This is a genomic window from Corynebacterium incognita (assembly GCF_014217255.1).
Lineage (GTDB): Bacteria > Actinomycetota > Actinomycetes > Mycobacteriales > Mycobacteriaceae > Corynebacterium > Corynebacterium incognitum.
In genome coordinates this window covers 2,280,988-2,297,951 of record NZ_CP059404.1, presented here as the reverse complement: position 1 = coordinate 2,297,951, position 16,964 = coordinate 2,280,988, and the positions used below count along the sequence as shown (strand labels likewise).

At 64.1% G+C, this 16,964-nt stretch carries 14 protein-coding genes; 3 read left to right on the top strand and 11 right to left on the bottom strand.

Going from position 1 to position 16,964, the window contains the following annotated elements; all coding sequences use genetic code 11:
* Positions 1-35: 35 nt before the first annotated feature.
* The 3 genes from H0194_RS10665 to H0194_RS10655 are packed head-to-tail and all read right to left on the bottom strand — an operon-like array spanning position 36 to position 3,341.
* The gene (locus H0194_RS10665; RefSeq protein WP_185175843.1) at positions 36-1,628 is read right to left on the bottom strand and encodes a DAK2 domain-containing protein; all 1,593 of its coding nucleotides are present in this window, start codon (positions 1,626-1,628) and stop codon (positions 36-38) included.
* 10 nt (positions 1,629-1,638) lie between these two features.
* Positions 1,639-2,376, bottom strand: a complete 738-nt coding sequence (locus H0194_RS10660) for a uracil-DNA glycosylase (RefSeq protein WP_185175842.1) — start codon at positions 2,374-2,376, stop codon at positions 1,639-1,641.
* Positions 2,376-3,341: a thiamine-phosphate kinase gene (locus H0194_RS10655; RefSeq protein WP_246388936.1), complete on the bottom strand. Its 966-nt coding sequence runs from the start codon at positions 3,339-3,341 to the stop codon at positions 2,376-2,378. The genes H0194_RS10660 and H0194_RS10655 overlap by 1 nt, the downstream gene beginning before the upstream one ends.
* Before the next feature lie 55 nt (positions 3,342-3,396).
* Here H0194_RS10655 and H0194_RS10650 point away from each other — a divergent pair, with 55 nt between their 5' ends.
* Positions 3,397-4,332 (top strand): DUF3515 domain-containing protein, encoded by a 936-nt coding sequence (locus H0194_RS10650; protein ID WP_185175841.1) that lies wholly within the window; start codon positions 3,397-3,399, stop codon positions 4,330-4,332.
* Here H0194_RS10650 and H0194_RS10645 read toward each other — a convergent pair.
* Entirely contained in the window at positions 4,301-5,365 is a 1,065-nt protein-coding gene (locus H0194_RS10645) for a D-alanine--D-alanine ligase family protein (RefSeq protein ID WP_185175840.1), read from the bottom strand. The genes H0194_RS10650 and H0194_RS10645 overlap by 32 nt on opposite strands.
* A gap of 102 nt (positions 5,366-5,467) precedes the next feature.
* The gene (locus H0194_RS10640; protein WP_185175839.1) at positions 5,468-6,472 is read right to left on the bottom strand and encodes an NAD(P)H-dependent glycerol-3-phosphate dehydrogenase; all 1,005 of its coding nucleotides are present in this window, start codon (positions 6,470-6,472) and stop codon (positions 5,468-5,470) included.
* A gap of 338 nt (positions 6,473-6,810) precedes the next feature.
* Between H0194_RS10640 and H0194_RS10635 the strand changes: the two genes are divergently transcribed.
* Complete coding sequence (locus H0194_RS10635) at positions 6,811-7,803, top strand: NUDIX hydrolase (RefSeq protein ID WP_185175838.1); 993 nt, start codon at positions 6,811-6,813, stop codon at positions 7,801-7,803.
* Positions 7,804-7,864: 61 nt separating this feature from the next.
* Here H0194_RS10635 and leuD read toward each other — a convergent pair whose 3' ends face one another.
* The 6 genes from leuD to H0194_RS10605 all read right to left on the bottom strand — a co-directional run bounded on the left by leuD (position 7,865) and on the right by H0194_RS10605 (position 14,586).
* Entirely contained in the window at positions 7,865-8,464 is a 600-nt protein-coding gene (gene leuD, locus H0194_RS10630; protein ID WP_185175837.1) for a 3-isopropylmalate dehydratase small subunit, read from the bottom strand.
* Complete coding sequence (gene leuC, locus H0194_RS10625; protein ID WP_185175836.1) at positions 8,457-9,941, bottom strand: 3-isopropylmalate dehydratase large subunit; 1,485 nt, start codon at positions 9,939-9,941, stop codon at positions 8,457-8,459. Before leuC ends, leuD begins: the two co-directional genes overlap by 8 nt.
* 4 nt (positions 9,942-9,945) lie before the next feature.
* Positions 9,946-11,007 carry a 3-isopropylmalate dehydrogenase gene (locus H0194_RS10620; RefSeq protein WP_185175835.1) on the bottom strand — a complete coding sequence of 354 codons (1,062 nt, stop codon included), beginning with the start codon at positions 11,005-11,007 and terminating at the stop codon, positions 9,946-9,948.
* Between the two features lie 81 nt (positions 11,008-11,088).
* A complete protein-coding gene (gene ilvC, locus H0194_RS10615; protein WP_185175834.1) occupies positions 11,089-12,081 on the bottom strand; it encodes a ketol-acid reductoisomerase in 993 nt (330 codons plus the stop codon).
* A 113-nt stretch (positions 12,082-12,194) separates the two neighbouring features.
* A complete protein-coding gene (gene ilvN / locus H0194_RS10610; protein ID WP_185175833.1) occupies positions 12,195-12,740 on the bottom strand; it encodes an acetolactate synthase small subunit in 546 nt (181 codons plus the stop codon).
* Entirely contained in the window at positions 12,733-14,586 is a 1,854-nt protein-coding gene (locus H0194_RS10605) for an acetolactate synthase large subunit (protein ID WP_185175832.1), read from the bottom strand. Before H0194_RS10605 ends, ilvN begins: the two co-directional genes overlap by 8 nt.
* Positions 14,587-15,019: 433 nt before the next feature.
* On the opposite strand from H0194_RS10605, the gene ilvD reads away from it, so the two are divergent.
* The gene (gene ilvD / locus H0194_RS10600) at positions 15,020-16,903 is read left to right on the top strand and encodes a dihydroxy-acid dehydratase (RefSeq protein WP_185175831.1); all 1,884 of its coding nucleotides are present in this window, start codon (positions 15,020-15,022) and stop codon (positions 16,901-16,903) included.
* Positions 16,904-16,964: the final 61 nt, after the last annotated feature.

Below are 16,964 nucleotides of genomic sequence, written 5' to 3'. Positions count from 1 at the left end.
CTCCCTGTCCCCTTCCGCACTCCATGCTTCGCTTGCTACTCGACGCCGATCTCCGTCGCCACGCCGGTGACCGGCACGACGATGACGTCGATGGACTGTCCTCCGTACACGTTGGACTCTAATACCTCGGTGAGCGCTTCGGCGTCCACCGCGACAGAGGTCAACACGGTGATCTGTTCCCCGCCCTCGGCCAACTCGTCTCGGCACGCGCGAATGATGGCGTCCACCGATTCCTCGGCGGGGCGCACCACCCGCATGGTGCCCACGGCATCCACCATGTTGGCGATGGGATCATCCGACAGCGGTGAGTACACCGCGAGCGCCGCGACGCCGGCCACAAGTGATCCGGTGCGAATGACCGTCGCCGCCGTGTGCGCCTGGAACTCACCGGTGTCCGCGAGCTGCCCGTTGGGCAGGACGATGTCCTCGGCGTTCAGAACGCCCAGTTGCGCCAGCTCGTCCGCGTTAGACACCACGATGGCGCCAGTCTCCGCGAAGAGCTGCGCCACCTCTCCCGGCGGCGCCATGGCGATGACGCGCGGCTCACGCGACGTCGTAGCCTCGGCATCGGGTAGCTCGGCCCCGGGCAGAACTTCAAGGTGCAGGTCTGAGACTTGGCCTGCCGCATAGGCGGCCTCAATCACCTCTCCCGCCTTGCGGGTATGGATATGCACGTTGGCCCTGTCCTCGTTGGCTCGCGCCACCACAAGGCTGTTTCCCATCGGCTTCAGCGAGCGCTCCAGGGCCGCGATGTCCCCGGTAAAGAACAGGACCACCTCAATTTCTTGCTGTGTGCCGTTATGCATACCGGTGTGCACGTCAGCAGGCATGTCGCCACGATTGTCCCCCGCTTCGTCCACTCCGGCACCGGGTCGAGTCTTGGTTCCTTGTGCTTCGGGCTTGTCGACGTCCGCGTCGCGCGAGGTATCCGGGTCGAGGACGTCGCGCAGGGCGCGCAAGACCACCACATATCCGGTAGCCCCGGCATCCACTACGCCGGCTTCTCGGAGCGCCTCGAGCTGCGTCGTCGTTTCAATCAACGCCTCTTCCGCAGCATCCAGCGCCTGTTGGACGGCGGCAGCCACTGAGGCTTTCGGTTGGTGGCGAAGCATCTCATTGGCGGCGTCGGCGGAGGCACGCAGGACGGTCAAGACCGTTCCCTCAACGGGATCGGAAATCGCGCGGTTGACGAGGTTCACCGCGAGGTGAAGTGCCTCAGCGAAGCCGTGCGCGTCGAGGTGATCTTCCACCGCGGAGTCGGCGACTCCTCGCAGCACCTGGCTCAGCACCATGCCGGAGTTGCCACGCGCTCCCCGCACGCTGCCCAATGCGAGTGCCTCCGCAACGGGGCCACCATTGTCCATCTCGGCGACGGCGGCCTTCATCGTGTGGAGGAGGTTCGACCCGGTATCCGAATCCGGGACGGGAAACACGTTGAGAGCATTGATGTCCTCACGGCAACGCTCCAGCTCCTCCACCGCCAAGCGGGCCCACTGCTCCAATACCGAGGCGTCGATCACAGCATCATCGACCGGCGCAGTCGCGGGGGCGCGGCCAGCATCGGCGATGCCTGACGCGTCGGAAGTCTCGGACAACGTGGTCGCGTCGGCAGGGCTGGTGGGTGACATGCGTGCAATTCTACAACTGCCAGTCCACGGGGGCCGAACCACTGCGTTGCAGCAGCTCGTTTGCCTGCGAAAATGGCCTTGAGCCGAAGAAACCGCGGTAAGCAGATAACGGCGAGGGGTGCGGCGACGCGATGACGGGAACCCTCGGCATGAGTTTCGCGGCGGCCTGGGCGTCTTTGCCCCACAAAAACGCCACCGGTGGAGTCTCCCGTTCATTGAGCGCGCGCAGCACCGCGGCGGTGATCTCCTCCCACCCCAGTTTGCGGTGGGAACCGGCCCGTCCCGGGGCGACCGTGAGCACACGGTTGAGGAGTAATACTCCTTGCCGTTCCCAGGCGCGGAGATCGCCGTCAGTCTTCGCGGGCTCGCCCAGGTCGCCAGCTTGGCCCAGCACGTTCGGCAACCCCACGTCCTCTTTGAGCTCTGTGTATATGTTGCGCAGGCTCTTCGGAGCGGGGACCCCAGGCTGGGTGGAAAACGCCAGGCCCATGGCATGGCCTGGGGTGGGATAAGGGTCTTGGCCCAAGATGATGACGCGCACCTTGTCCAGCGACATCTCCAAGGCACGGAATATGTGGTCAGGCGCTGGAAGGAAATCTTGTCCTGCTAGCTCGTCCATAATGCGTGGGAGGACGCCCTCAAGTGCAGGCTCCAGTGCGGGGAGCCAACTCGGGTGAATATGCGCCACCACGTCGGCATAGTTGACGTCGCGGACACTGGCGTCGGAAAGGTCATCTCTGCGCTCCATCAGTAGCTCGTCCATCCGGTGTTGTAGCGAGGCTTCGCACCATCGACGGTCACGCCGGCCCCCTTGACTACCCGGCCGATCGGACGGAAGCCACTGGCGGCGTCCTTGTCGGTCGCGGCGATGAGCGTATGGTCTTCCCCTCCACTGAGTACCCATTCCCATGGGTCCTGATTCACTGCCTCACCCGCCGCGAGCAATAACTCATCAGGGGCGATGGCCTCGGCCTCTAGATCGATACCGACTCCAGAGCGCCGGGCGATAGCGCCCACATCCACGACGAGACCATCAGAGTTATCAGTCATGCTCGTGGCGCCCGTAGCACGGGCGACGATGCCGCGCCCCGGCTCGAGGTGCGGGGTGACGTGTGCTGAGACCAGCGGTTCAAACCGCTCGGGAACATGCGCACGACCGTAGTGCTGCAGCAGTGCCAAGCCCGCGGCCGAGTAGCCAATCTTGCCGTGCGCCACAATGCGCTGTCCGACGCGCGCTGCATCGAGGGTCAGAGGCTTACGCGATCCCCCCAGGCTTCCCAGGGCCGTGACCGTAAGAATCAGTTGGTCAGCGCGCGTGAGGTCGCCACCTACCAGCTGCGCGCTGTAGAGCTTGCAGCGCTCCGCGATACCGGACGCGATCTCCTTGACGTAGCCCACCGGGGTATCCCCGGGCGCCGCGAATGACAGCAACGCGGCGAGTGGGCGCGCGCCCATCGCCTCGACGTCGGCGAAGTTCTGGACGATGGCCTTGTGGCCGACTTCCCGCGGTGTGGACCACTCGCGGCGGAAGTGGCGCCCCTCCACAAGAGTGTCCGTCGTGGCCACCGTTCGCGTGTTGGGTTCGGCAGGGTACATCACCGCGGCGTCGTCGCCGTTGATCGCGCTAGGCGCCGCGGCAACAATTTCCTGAATGACCAGGTGCTCGCCAAGCTCCTCGAGCGTCGGCGCGGCGTCGATGGGGAAATCGTGCACGGTGTGTTCTCCTCAATGTCCGAAACGGCCGGGCTAATGGCTACCATGAACCATTATGAACGAGCAGAACCAATTCCACCGCCCGCTGGTTTACGTGTCTTTGGGGCTTGCGCTCTTTTTGGTGCTGGGCGTACTGTTCGGCGCCCGGTACTACTACAATAACGTGGCGCTCTCCCCTGTCGCGGTGGCCCCAGTGGACTCTCCGGAAGCTGACTCCGCGGAATGCACCGAGCTCATCGCCGCACTGCCAGAGTCCTTCCAGGGGGCCAAGCGCGCGAAGATTGCCGACCCCGCACCCGCCGGGGTGGCCGCGTGGCGCAATGCGCGCGGCGGGGACGACGTAAAGCTGCGGTGTGGAGTACGTCTTCCATTCCAGTATTCGGCTTACTCGGTGACCACGGAGGTTCCCGGCACGAATGCCCGCTGGCTCAAGGTAGCGGATCAAACCCCCGGTTCGGAGCTCGTGACCTGGTATTCCGTGTCAACGAAGCCGACGGTAGCCATCACGGCGTCGACAGGCCAGCAGCCCGAAGGCCTGGACCTCGGCGCGTTGGAAGCAACGCAAGCCCAGCCCTACCCGGCGCCCTTGAAGGATCTCAAGAACGCTAAGAACTCAGAGAAGGTGAGTGACACCTGCGACGAGCTCCTGTCCGCGCTCCCGGATTCGGTTGGGGACGGCTACACACGGGCGCCCTCGGACATCGCGGAGACCCCGCACACCGCAGTGTGGAATGGCGAGGGGCTGGAGCCGGTCGTACTGCGGTGCGGGGTGCAGCCGCCGAAGAACTACAAGGCGGGTGAGCGCCTGCAGCAGTTCAACGACGTCCCGTGGTTCCAAGACACCACCCTCGCCGAGGGCACCACGGCTGGAACGTGGTACGCCCTGGGTCGCAGCACGGACATCGCCGTATCCATCCCGCAGGACGCCGCGGCGGATGCCATCCAGAAGTTAAGCGGGTCTATCGCCGAGTCAACGCCTGCGCAATCATGACGTCGAGAAGCTCGCTGTAGGGCACCCCACTGGCCGCGAAAACCTGCGGGTACATGGAGATCGGGGTGAAGCCAGGCATGGTGTTGATCTCATTGAGCTTCGGCCCTTCCTCAGTCACAAAGAAGTCCACGCGGGCCAAGCCCTCGCAATCCAGGGCCCGGAAAGTCTCAATAGCCATGTCTTTAATCTGCTGGATCAAGGCCGGTTCGTACGGAGCCGGGATAGTTGGGGTGACCACGTCGTCGAGGTATTTGGTTTCGAACCCGTAGAAGCCCTCGTCCGATTCCTCGGTGTCGTTGAGTTTCGCCGGAACGGAGGCGTACAACGAACCGTCCGGGTACTGCAGGACGCCAACCTCGACCTCGTCGCCCACCAGCTCGGCTTCCACGATGACCTTGTCATCGGATTCGCGCGCCAGAGCCACGGCGGCGGGGAGCTCGTCCCACGCGGAGACCTTGGAGACTCCAATGGAGGAGCCGCCGCGGGCGGGCTTGACGAATACCGGCAAACCCAGCTCCGCCTGCTCCGCAGCGGTCAACTCGTCACGGTCGCGCAGGATCACCTCGGGAGTCACCGGCAAGCCCTCAGCGACCATGAGTTTCTTGGTAAATTCCTTGTCCATGCCCGCCGCGGAGGACAACACCCCGGTTCCCACATAAGGCACCTGGGACAGCTCGAAGAGTCCCTGCACGGTACCGTCCTCGCCGTAGCGTCCGTGCAGGACGGGGAAGATGACGTCCACCTCCGCGTGCAGCTCGCCGGTGGAGGTGTTGTAGAACTGCCCCTTGGTCGCCGGGTTGAGCGACAGCGTGAGCTCGTCGCCGAGGGTGACCTCGGGCAAGACGCGGTCAGTAATTTCCAGTCCCTCGGTCACGCCCGGGGTCCATGTTCCCTCGCGAGTAATGCCGATGGGAACAACCTCATACTTCTCCGGGTCCAGGTTCGCCATGACGGCACCGGCGGACACGCAGGAAACAGAGTGCTCAGTAGACAAGCCACCGTAGATGACGGCCACGCGGATTTTCTCGTTCATTCGCGCCATATTACCGGCTCCGCAGCGACTCTTCGGGCAGACAGGGCCTAATCCTGTCGCATCTGCACGCGCAACACAGCGTGGGACGCAGAGCGGGCAGCGTCAGTGCACTTCAGACTTCTTGGAACGCCCCATGAGCGCCACAATCATCTCATCTACGGCCACGTGCTTATGGCACACACCGTAGACCGCCTGGGTAATAGGCATATCCACCCCGTGGCGCTGCGCCAATTGATAGATGGAGTGCGAGGAAATGACGCCTTCGGCTACCTGGCCGTGCGCCGCCGCGCGGGCCTCTTCCATGCTTCCACCCTGGCCCAGCCGGTAGCCGAAGGTACGGTTGCGCGACAGGGTGGACGAACAGGTGGCCACCAGGTCACCCAGCCCGGCCAACCCCGGCAGTGTGCGCGGATCCGCACCCAGCGCCACGCCCAGGCGGGTAATTTCTGCCAAACCCCGGGTGATGATCGTGGCCATGGTGTTGTTGCCCATCCCCTTGCCCGAGGCCATGCCACACGCCAGCGCGATGACATTCTTGCAGGCGCCGCCGATTTCCGCGCCGATGACGTCTGTATTGGTATACGGACGGAGGTATCCGGTGGCCACCGCCATCTGTACCTGTTTCGCGCGCTCCTCGTTCGGGCAAGCAATCACCGTCGCGGAGGGTTGTTCCTCGGCGATTTCACGCGCGAGGTTCGGGCCGGACAAGACCGCCACACGCTCTGGTTCGGCGCCGCTAACCTCGATAACCACCTCGCTCATGCGCTTGAGAGTCTGTTGCTCCACGCCCTTGGAAATCGACACCAGCGTCGCTCCGGGTGGCACAACGTCGCGCCATGCGCTCAGGTTCTCCCGCAGGGTCTGCGACGGTACCGCGAGGACCACGATGTCGGCGTCACTCAGGGCGTCGGCAGGCACGGTGGTAGGAACAATCGACTCGGGAAGAGCGATATCAGGCAGGTAGTCGGTGTTACGGCGCTCGCGTGCAATGGTATCCGCCAGCTCCTCGCGGCGGACCCACAACCGCACGTCATTTCCAGCGTCAGCAAACACCTTGGCAAGGGTGGTGCCCCACGACCCCGCGCCCATGACCGTTACGTTTGCCACTCGCCTACTCCTTCACCCGCTAGGGCCGACGCCATCGCGGCCCCGCTCGCATCGACTCGCCAACCGTTCAATCGCTAACTTCTATCATTATCTCTGCATAAACAGATAGCGTTTCCTAGCTTAGGGTACAGGCGCACACTTCGCGGGGGTTTAACGCCTCCGCCCCCTAAGCCCCATCACCGAAGACTCTGGGCGCCACACCGCCCCGCGCGACGCCCCGCGTATGGCGCGGGAGCTCACTCGGACTAGCAACGTTATCCGTTAAAATGAGGTCAGCTTTAACCCGTCGATCCTCACCGCGGACGGAAAACACGTTTGACCACCGATCAAGGAGCGCTATGTCCAAGCACGCCACGTTGCATGAGACCGACAAAGATCAGAAGAACGAGGTCTTGGTCACCGGGCGCCACCAAGAGATTCCTGTAGACCCCACTGCTGAGTACTCCCGCGCAACGCTGGCGGCCGGAGCGGTGCTCTGGCGCGGGGATAAGAATAACCCCGAGGTGGCGGTCATTCACCGCCCTCACTATGACGACTGGTCCTTGGCCAAAGGCAAGGTGGACCCGGGCGAGTCCCTGCCCACCACTGCGGCGCGAGAAATCCTGGAGGAAACCGGTCTTGAAGTGCGCCTTGGCAAACTGATCGGCAAGGTCACCTACCCGGTCATGGACCGCACCAAGGTGGTCTACTACTGGACAGGCAAGGTCGAGGGCGGCGAGTTCACCCCCAACGATGAGGTCAATGAGATCCGGTGGATGTCTATCGATGAGGCCTGCGAGTTGGTCTCCTACGACTTGGACGCACAGGTGCTGCGTAAGGCCGAAAAACGCCTCAAGCTGGCTCCTTCTACCCGCGTTTTGTATGTCCGCCACGCTCGGGCTCACGACCGGAAGAAGTGGGAGGGCGACGACAACCTGCGCCCGCTGGATAAGAAGGGGCGCCGCCAGGCGGAAATGCTCGTGCCCATGCTGCTTCCGTTTAAGCCGACTGCCATCTATTCCGCGGAGCCGGACCGCTGCCAGCAGACTGCGGCTCCACTTGCCGACGAGCTCAACCTGCCCGTCGAGGTCGATGCTGCTTTCGGCGACGAAGCGTTCATGGCTGACCCGAAGAAGGCGCTGAAGCGTTTCAAGAAGATCGTCGAAGCGGGAGGCGTCCCGGTCATCGTCAGCCAAGGCACCGCCATCCCCGGCATCATCGAAGCGCTGGAACCGGTGTTCTTCGACGCCTCGGACATCAACTGCAAGAAGGGCTCCGTGTGGTCGCTGTCCTTCAACGACGGCGAGCTCACCGGCGCCGACTACCTCGCCAGCGCCCTGCCGGTCCGGTAGCCCTCGCTGCAAGCCACCGCGGCGCCAACCGCCTCTTCAACCGCTGCGTTTCGACGCCCGCTTATCCCACCGTTGGCAAGAACCCTGGGCGTTGTTGTTCGAAGGCCCCTATGGCGTCGTCGTGCCGCAGGGTCAGCCCGATGTCGTCGAGGCCCTCCATAAGCCGCCAGCGGGTGTATTCGTCCACTTCGAACGGGTAGAAGTTCTCCCCTACCTTTACCGTCTTGTCCTCCAGGTTCACGGTCACCTGCGCCGCCGCTTCGACCGAGTCGGCGGCATCCAGCGCATCCTGGATTTCTACAATGGCGGCTTCGTCCATCGCTCCAGCTAACAATCCGTTCTTACCCGCGTTGCCGCGGAAGATGTCCGCGAAGCGCGGAGAAAACACCGCCTTAAATCCGTAATCTTTCAACGCCCACGAGGCGTGCTCGCGGGAGGAGCCGGTACCGAAGTCGGGTCCGGCAAACAGCACCGAACCACGAGAAAACGGCTCCTTGTTCAGAATGAATTCGGGGTCCGTCCGCCAATTGGCAAACAGCCCGTCCTCAAAGCCGGTGCGGCGCACAGACTTGAGGTATCGTGCCGGGATGATCTGGTCGGTATCCACGTTCGACGCCCGCAGGGGCACACCGATACCGGTGTGGGTGCGAAACTTATCCATGGCTTACTCCTTCACCATTCGGGGTGGCGTGCTGTTCGACGCCGAGGTCCGCAGGCGCGGCCAAATGCCCGGCCACCGCGGTGGCCGCGGCGACCAACGGCGAGACCAGGTGCGTGCGGCCGCCAGGGCCTTGTCTGCCTTCAAAGTTGCGGTTCGACGTCGAGGCCGAACGCTCCCCCGGCGCCAACTGGTCCGGGTTCATCCCTAAGCACATCGAGCAGCCAGCGGAGCGCCACTGTGCGCCGAAGTCCATAAACACCTTGTCCAGCCCCTCGGCCTCAGCCTGCCGCTTGACCTGGGTGGACGACGGCACCACCAGCATGCGGGTGCCGTCCGCGATGCGGCGCCCGCGCACCACATCCGCCGCGGCGCGGAGGTCCTCGATGCGGCCGTTGGTACACGAACCGAGGAACACCGTATCGATGGCGATGTCCTTCAAGGGTGTACCGGGCGTCAAGTCCATGTAGCTCAGCGCCTTGGTCACGCCCGTGCGCTCGCCTGCAGGGGCCTGCTCGGGGTCCGGCACAGCGGCGTCGAGCGGCACACCCTGCGCCGGGTTGGTTCCCCAGGTGACGAAGGGACGCAGGCTCGCGCCGTCGATGTGCACCACCTTGTCAAAGTTGGCACCTTCGTCCGTGGGCAGAGTTTTCCAGTACTCCACCGCGGCGTCCCAGTCCGCGCCGCACGGCGCGTGCTCGCGCCCCTGCACGTAGTCGAACGTGGTCTGATCCGGGGCCACCATGCCGGCCCGGGCGCCGGCCTCGATGGACATGTTGCACACCGTCATGCGCGCCTCCATGCTCATCTTTTCGATAGCCTCGCCGCGGTATTCGATGATGTAGCCCTGTCCACCGCCGGTCCCGATCTGAGCGATGACAGCCAAAATGAGGTCTTTGGCGGTAACATCCGTGCGGAGCTCACCGCTGACCTCCACCGCCATGGTCTTCAACGGCGCCAGCGGCAGAGTCTGGGTGGCCATGACGTGTTCGACCTCGGAGGTGCCGATCCCGAAGGCTATGGAACCAAACGCCCCGTGCGTAGAGGTGTGAGAGTCGCCGCACACGATGGTCATCCCCGGCTGCGTGATGCCCAGCTGCGGTCCAACTTGGTGGACGATGCCCTGTTGCTCCTCGCCCATCGCATACAGCTTGACGCCAAATTCCGCGCAATTGCGGCGCAGCGTCTCCACCTGCGTACGCGATACCTGGTCCCGGATCTCTGTTATCGCGCCCGTGCTTATCCCTTCGGTGGGCACGTTGTGGTCCTCGGTGGCCAGGTGCAGCTCCGGGTGGCGCAGCGTGCGCCCGGCCAACCGCAGCCCCTCGAAGGCCTGCGGGCTCGTCACCTCGTGCAGGAGTTGAAAGTCGATGAACAGCAGGTCCGGGGCACCAGCTTCGCCGCGCTGGACGACGTGCGCGTCCCAGACCTTCTCCGCCAAGGTACGGGGTCGTCTTTGTTGTTGTGGTGGCGTTGTCATGTCCTCAAGCCCCTTTCGTACTCACGGCTGCCGCGATTCGGTCGCCGACGTCGATGGTGCGCACGGTGGTGCCGTCACGCTGCGCCAGCTCCGCGGCCACCGCGGCCTCGATGCGTTGTGCCTTGTCCTCTTCTCCCCTATACCGCAACATCAGTGCGACGGACGAAATCGCCGCCACCGGGTCGGCCACGCCGGTGCCCGCGATATCCGGGGCGGAGCCGTGGACTGGCTCGAACATCGGCGGATTCGCGCCAGAGGAATCGATGCTTCCCGACGCCGCGAGACCAATCCCGCCGGTAATCGCCGCAGCCAGGTCCGTGAGGATATCCCCAAAGAGATTGTCGGTGACGATGACGTCGAAGCGGCCCGGGTCATTGACCAGGTGGATAGTCGCGGCGTCGATGTGCTCGTAGGCCGTGGTGACGTCCGGATAGTCCGCCGCTACCTCGTCCACGGTGCGCTGCCACAAGTCGCCGGCGAAGGTGAGCACATTTTTCTTGTGCACCAGGGTCAATTCTTTGCGGCGGGTGCGCGCCAGGTCAAAGGCGTAGCGCACAACGCGCTCCACCCCGTACCGGGTGTTCTGGCTGACCTCGCTGGCGACCTCGTGGGCCGTACCGCGGCGCAGGCTGCCGCCGTTGCCACAGTAAAGCCCCTCGGTGCCCTCGCGGACGACAACGAAGTCGATTCCCGCGGCACCCGCTTCACGGGGCGCCGCCAGCGGCGAGTGCTCCGGGCGGTAGAGATAGGAAGGCCGCAGGTTGACGTGATGGTCCAGGCCAAACCGCAGCTTAAGAAGGAGACCGCGCTCTAAGACTCCGGGCTCGACCTTTCCTGGCGCGCCCACGGCGCCCAAGAGGATGGCATCAAAAGTAGCCAGCTCTACCAACTGCTCGTCTGTCAGCACCTCCCCCGTAGCCAGGAAGTGTTGCGCGCCGTACGGGAACTCCACGATGTCGAGCGGCGCAGAGGCGTCTAGTTCATCGTGGACGGCGCGCAGAACCTTGAGTGCTTCCGCGGTGACTTCCGGCCCGATGCCGTCTCCGCCAATAACTGCAAGTCTCATAATATGAAACTCTCTTTCCACTAGATGAACTCTTGGAAAGGGAGTGTACACGAAACTGGCGCGCCTGCGCGCTGGAATCTCTTATTTGATCCAGCTCATCATGGCCCGCAGTTGCTTGCCCGTGCGCTCAACAGGATGCGCGGCGGTCTTCGCGCGCAGCTCTTCGAGCTCCTTGTTGCCGCCGTCGACGTTGGCCACCAGCTTGCGGGTGAAGGTGCCGTCCTGGATGTCGCCCAGCACGTCCTTCATACGCTGCTTAGTGGCAGCGTCGATGATGCGCGGGCCGGAAACATAGCCACCGAACTCCGCGGTGTCCGAGATGGAGTAGTTCATCTGCTCCAGGCCGCCTTCGAAGATGAGGTCCACGATGAGCTTGATTTCGTGCAGGCACTCGAAGTACGCCATCTCCGGCTCGTAGCCCGCCTCCACCAGGACGTCAAAGCCAGTCTTGATGAGTTCCTCCAGGCCGCCACACAGCACAACCTGCTCGCCGAACAGGTCCGTGACGGTCTCCGCCTCGAACGTCGTGGGGATAACGCCCGCCCGAGCGCCGCCGATGGCGCCCGCGTAGGACAGCATGAGGTCGCGGCCGCTGCCCTGCGGGTCCTGCTCCACCGCGATGAGGCACGGCACGCCCTTGCCATCCTCGAACTGGCGCCGCACCAGATGGCCAGGCCCCTTTGGAGCAACCATGCCCACGGTGACATTCGCCGCCGGCTCGATGAGTTTGAAGTGGATGTTGAGGCCGTGGCCGAACAGCACCGCGTCACCGTCCTCGAGGTGCGGCGCGATTTCAGCGTCGTAGATCGCCTTCTGCGCGGTATCCGGCGCCAGCACCATGACGACGTCTGCCCACTGGGCCACCTCGGCCACCGACGCCACCTCGAAGCCGGCCTCGCGAGCGGCGTCGCCAGACTTCGAGCCCTCGCGCAGGCCCACCTTGACGGCTACGCCAGAATCGCGCAGGTTCATCGCGTGCGCGTGACCCTGGGAGCCGAAGCCCACGACGCCCACCTTCTTCGCCTGGATCAGGGTCAGATCAACGTCGTCTTCGTAAAAAGTTTCTACAGTCATGGGTGTTTACCTTTCGATATGTAATGAATGGGGAATGAATTGTCGTGGTTGAACACAGGAGGCAATCACAGCGTTGCTTCCACCAGCCTTACTTCCAGTCTAGAAGCCGCAGCCTAGGCGTATTTGGAGGACAACACCTTAGAGCCGCGCCGTAGCGCCACGTGCCCGGAACGCGCCAGCTCCAGGATGCCGAAGGGCTCCAGGACGTCGAGTAGCGCCTGCAGCTTGCCCGGCGCGCCGGTGGCTTCGATGACCACGGAGTCCGGGGCCACGTCCACCACCCGCCCGCGGAAGATGTTGACCGCGTCCACGATTTGGGGCCGCTTGGTCGCGTCCGCGGATACCTTCACCAGCATCAGGGCGCGCGCCACCGTGTGCTCCCCCTCAAGCTCTTTGACCTTGAGGACCGGAACGAGCTTGTGCAGCTGTTTGATGATCTGCTCGATGGTGTGCTCGTCCGCCCACGCCACCAGCGTCAGCCTTTGAATGCCGGGGGTGCCGGTGGAAGCGGAGACCAGTGACTCGATGTTGAAACCGCGGCGCGAGAACATTCCCGTGACGCGCGAGGTGATGCCCTCGACGTCTTGGACCAACACCGCGATGGTGTGCAGCGTCTGCTCTGGGGCCGGGCCAGAGGTTCCGCGAGTGAACTCAGACATGTTCGGCCTCCTGGTTCCCGTCGAAGAGCGGTTTGAGGCCGCGGGCGTATTCGATGTCGAAGTTCGACGCACCACCGCCCACCATGGGCCACACTTGTGAGTCTTCGCCCACGATGAAGTCGATGACTACCGGGCGATCATTGATGTCCCGTGCACGAGCGATGACGTCGGCGACACCCTCTTCCCTTTCCGCACGCAGCCCTACCGCACCCATGGCCTCGGCCAAGGCGACGAAGTCTGGCAGGTACCGATCCGCCATGCCGAGCTTGGTGTGCGAGTACTGCTCGTTAAAGAAGAGCGTTTGCCATTGCCGCACCATGCCCAGGTTGCCGTTGTTGATCACCGCGATCTTAATGGGAAAACCCTCGCACACCGCGGTGACTATTTCCTGGTTGGTCATCTGGAAGCAGCCATCGCCGTCAATGGCCCAGACTTCCCGGTCCGGCCGCCCTGCTTTGGCGCCCATCGCCGCGGGTACCGCGTAGCCCATCGTGCCCGCGCCGCCGGAGGTCAGCCAGCTCTGGGGCGCGCGGTGGTCGATGAACTGGGCGGCCCACATCTGGTGTTGCCCCACGCCGGTGCAGAAGATAGCGTCCTCGGACGCCAGGGCCGAGAGCTGCTCAATGACGAACTGCGGGTTCATGAGCCCGTCCGGCGTGGGGGTATATCCCCTGGGGAACTTCTCCTTCAGCCCGTTGAGGTAGTCCCACCACGGTGCCAAGTCCGCGCTTTCCGACGCCCGGGGTTCCGCCGCCGCGGCCCCGGCAAGGTTGGTGAATTCCTCGCGGAACGCCACCAGGGCCTTGCGAGCGTCGCCCACAATCGGTACGTCGACCTGTCGGTTCTTGCCGATTTCCGCCGGGTCAATGTCCACGTGGATGACCTTGGCCTCCGGCGCGAAGGACTCGACGTCGCCGGTGACGCGGTCGTCGAAACGCGTGCCCACCGCGATGAGCAGGTCTGCGCGCTGCATCGCGGCCACCGCGGGCACGGTTCCGTGCATTCCCGGCATCCCTAGGTGCTGCGGGTGCGTATCCGGCAGAATCCCCAGCGCCATGAGCGTCGTCACCACGGGGAATCCCGTAGCTTCCACGCAGTCGCGCAGTTCTTGCGCCGCCCCCGCCCGCGCGACGCCGCCGCCGATGTAGAACACCGGGCGCTGCGCGTCGTGCATAAGCCGGGCCGCGGCAGTGACTTGCAACGGGTGCGGGGTAGTGCTCGGCTTGTAGCCTGGCATGTCCACCACCGGCGGCCAGTGGAAGTCGAACACCGTGTTCTGAACGTCCTTGGGGATATCCACTAACACCGCGCCGGGGCACCCCGTGGATGCGAGGTGGAACGCCTCCGCCAGTACCCGCGGAATGTCCTCGGCCTCGGTGACGATGAAGTTGTGCTTGGTAATCGGCATGGTAATGCCGCGGATATCTGCCTCCTGGAACGCATCGGTTCCCAACAGGCTGCGGCCCACCTGCCCGGTGATGGCGACCAGCGGCACGGAGTCCAGTTGCGCGTCGGCGATGGCGGTGACGAGGTTGGTGGCTCCAGGGCCCGAGGTGGCCACGCACACCCCGACCTTGCCGGTGGCTACCGCGTAGCCCTCTGCCGCGTGCCCGGCGCCTTGTTCGTGTCGGCACAGCACGTGCCGCAGCGCGGTGGATTCATAGAGGGCGTCGTAGAGCGGTAGCACCGCCCCGCCGGGGATCCCGAAAATGGTCTCCACGCCCAAATTCTCCAAGGAACGCACCACCGCGTGCGCACCGCTTAAGCGTTCCTTGGTTCGCAGTGGCTCAGTGCGGTGGGTGCCAGCAATCGCAGCATGCCCCGGCTCGTCTAATATCGCCGCCATGACCGGGCCCTCCTTCCTCGCCTGCCCATGTGGGCCTCCTTTGGTTCTCGGTGTTGCAGGTCAAAATGGTTGTTCAGCGATGGCCGAACGATGACTAACTGAAGGCGGCGTAGCACTAGCACACCACCAGATATGAAGAAAGCCCCCGGCTCAGCACTATGGCTGAAACGAGGGCGCTGGCGGCAACGACAACTAGAAGTATCGCCACGGCGAGCGCCGCGAGCTAATTAGTACTACTACCTGTCCGTTAATCATGTGACCCATCTTATACACATTCCACCAACATCCGCTAGCATTTTGAGACAAGTTCATGAATTTGTTTCAGAATGTGGAATATCTAGCTGCACGAAACGCCCCTCGTGTCCTAAGCTCGAAGGCCACGGCACATCAACAGCCACCCAAATCTAGTCCCCTCCCAGAAAGGACGGAAGCGATGATCCCACTGCGTTCCCGCGTGACCACCGTCGGCCGCCAAGCCGCCGGAGCCCGCGCCCTGTGGCGTGCCACCGGCACGGCCAAGGAAGACTTTGGCAAGCCCATCATCGCTATTGCCAACTCCTATACCCAGTTTGTCCCCGGCCACGTGCACCTCAACAACGTTGGCGACATTGTGGCCGACGCGGTACGCGCAGCCGGCGGCGTGCCCAAGGAATTCAACACCATCGCCGTTGACGACGGCATCGCCATGGGACACGGCGGCATGCTCTATTCCCTGCCCTCGCGCGAGATCATCTCCGACTCCATCGAGTACATGGTCAACGCCCACACCGCTGATGCTTTGGTGTGCATCTCCAACTGCGACAAGATCACCCCGGGCATGCTCAACGCTGCGCTACGCCTCAACATCCCCACGGTGTTCGTCTCCGGCGGCCCGATGGAAGCCGGCAAGGCCCTCGTCGTGGACCCCGAGACCGGAGTCACCAGCTCGCCCATGGACAACCCCGCGCTATTTCAGGGCAAACTCGATCTCGTCCACGCCATCACCGCCTCCGCGGACGAGAGCGTCACCGACGCCCAGCTCGACCAGATCGAGGAATCCGCCTGCCCCACCTGCGGTTCCTGCTCGGGCATGTTCACGGCCAACTCCATGAACTGCCTCACCGAGGCGCTTGGACTGGCACTGCCCGGCAACGGCACGACGTTGGCCACGCACGCCGCGCGCCGGGATCTGTTCACGCGCGCCGGACAGGCCGTCGTCAAGCTCTGCGAACGCTACTACGGTGAGGACGACGCCAGCGTCCTGCCGCGCAACATCGCCACCAAGGACGCGTTCTACAACGCCATGGCCCTGGACATGGCCATGGGCGGTTCCACCAACACCATCCTGCACACTTTGGCCGCGGCCTACGAGGGCGAGGTGGAATTCACCCTCGCGGACATCGACGCTATCTCCGCGCGAGTGCCCTGCCTGTCCAAGGTGGCGCCCAACGGCATCTACCACATCGAGGACGTCCACCGCGCCGGCGGCATCCCCGCCATTTTGGGCGAGCTACACCGCGCCGGCCTCCTCAAAGACTCGGTCCATTCCATCGCTTACCCAGACCTGAAAGCGTGGCTAGACGACTGGGATATCCGCGGCGAGCGGCCTACCGACGCCGCGTTAGAACTCTTCCACGCCGCACCCGGCGGCACACGCACCACGGAGCCTTTCTCCCAGAACAACACCTGGGACACCCTCGATACGGACGCGGCGCAAGGCTGCATCCACGACGTCGCGCATGCCTACTCCGCCGAAGGCGGACTCAAGGTACTGCGCGGTAACCTTGCGCCGGACGGCGCCATCATCAAGGCCGCCGGCGTCGATGAGGAACTGTGGCACTTTAGCGGCCCCGCGCGCGTCGTGGAATCCCAGGAGCAGGCGGTGGACATCATCTTAGGCAAGCAAGTCCAGCCTGGTGATGTCATCGTCATCCGCTACGAAGGTCCCGCCGGCGGACCGGGCATGCAAGAGATGTTGCACCCCACCTCGTTCCTCAAGGGCTCCGGCCTGGGCGCGAAGTGCGCGCTCATCACCGACGGCCGCTTCTCCGGCGGCACCTCCGGGCTCTCCATCGGCCACATCTCCCCGGAGGCTGCGCAGGGAGGGCTCATCGGGCTGGTTGAGGACGGCGACCAGATCACCATCGACGTGCGCGAGGGACTCCTGCGCCTCGACGTCGATGACAACACCTTGGACCAGCGCCGCGCCGCCATGGAGCAGCGGGAGCACCCCTGGACGCCCGTCGGCCGGGACCGTACCTATTCCAAGGCGCTCAAAGCTTATGCCTCCATGGCGGCGTCGGCGGATAAGGGCGCGGTCCGCATCGTGGTCGACTAACGGGGAAGGACTCGGCGACAACAACTTCACCTACCATAAGGCGATACGCTAATATCATCGT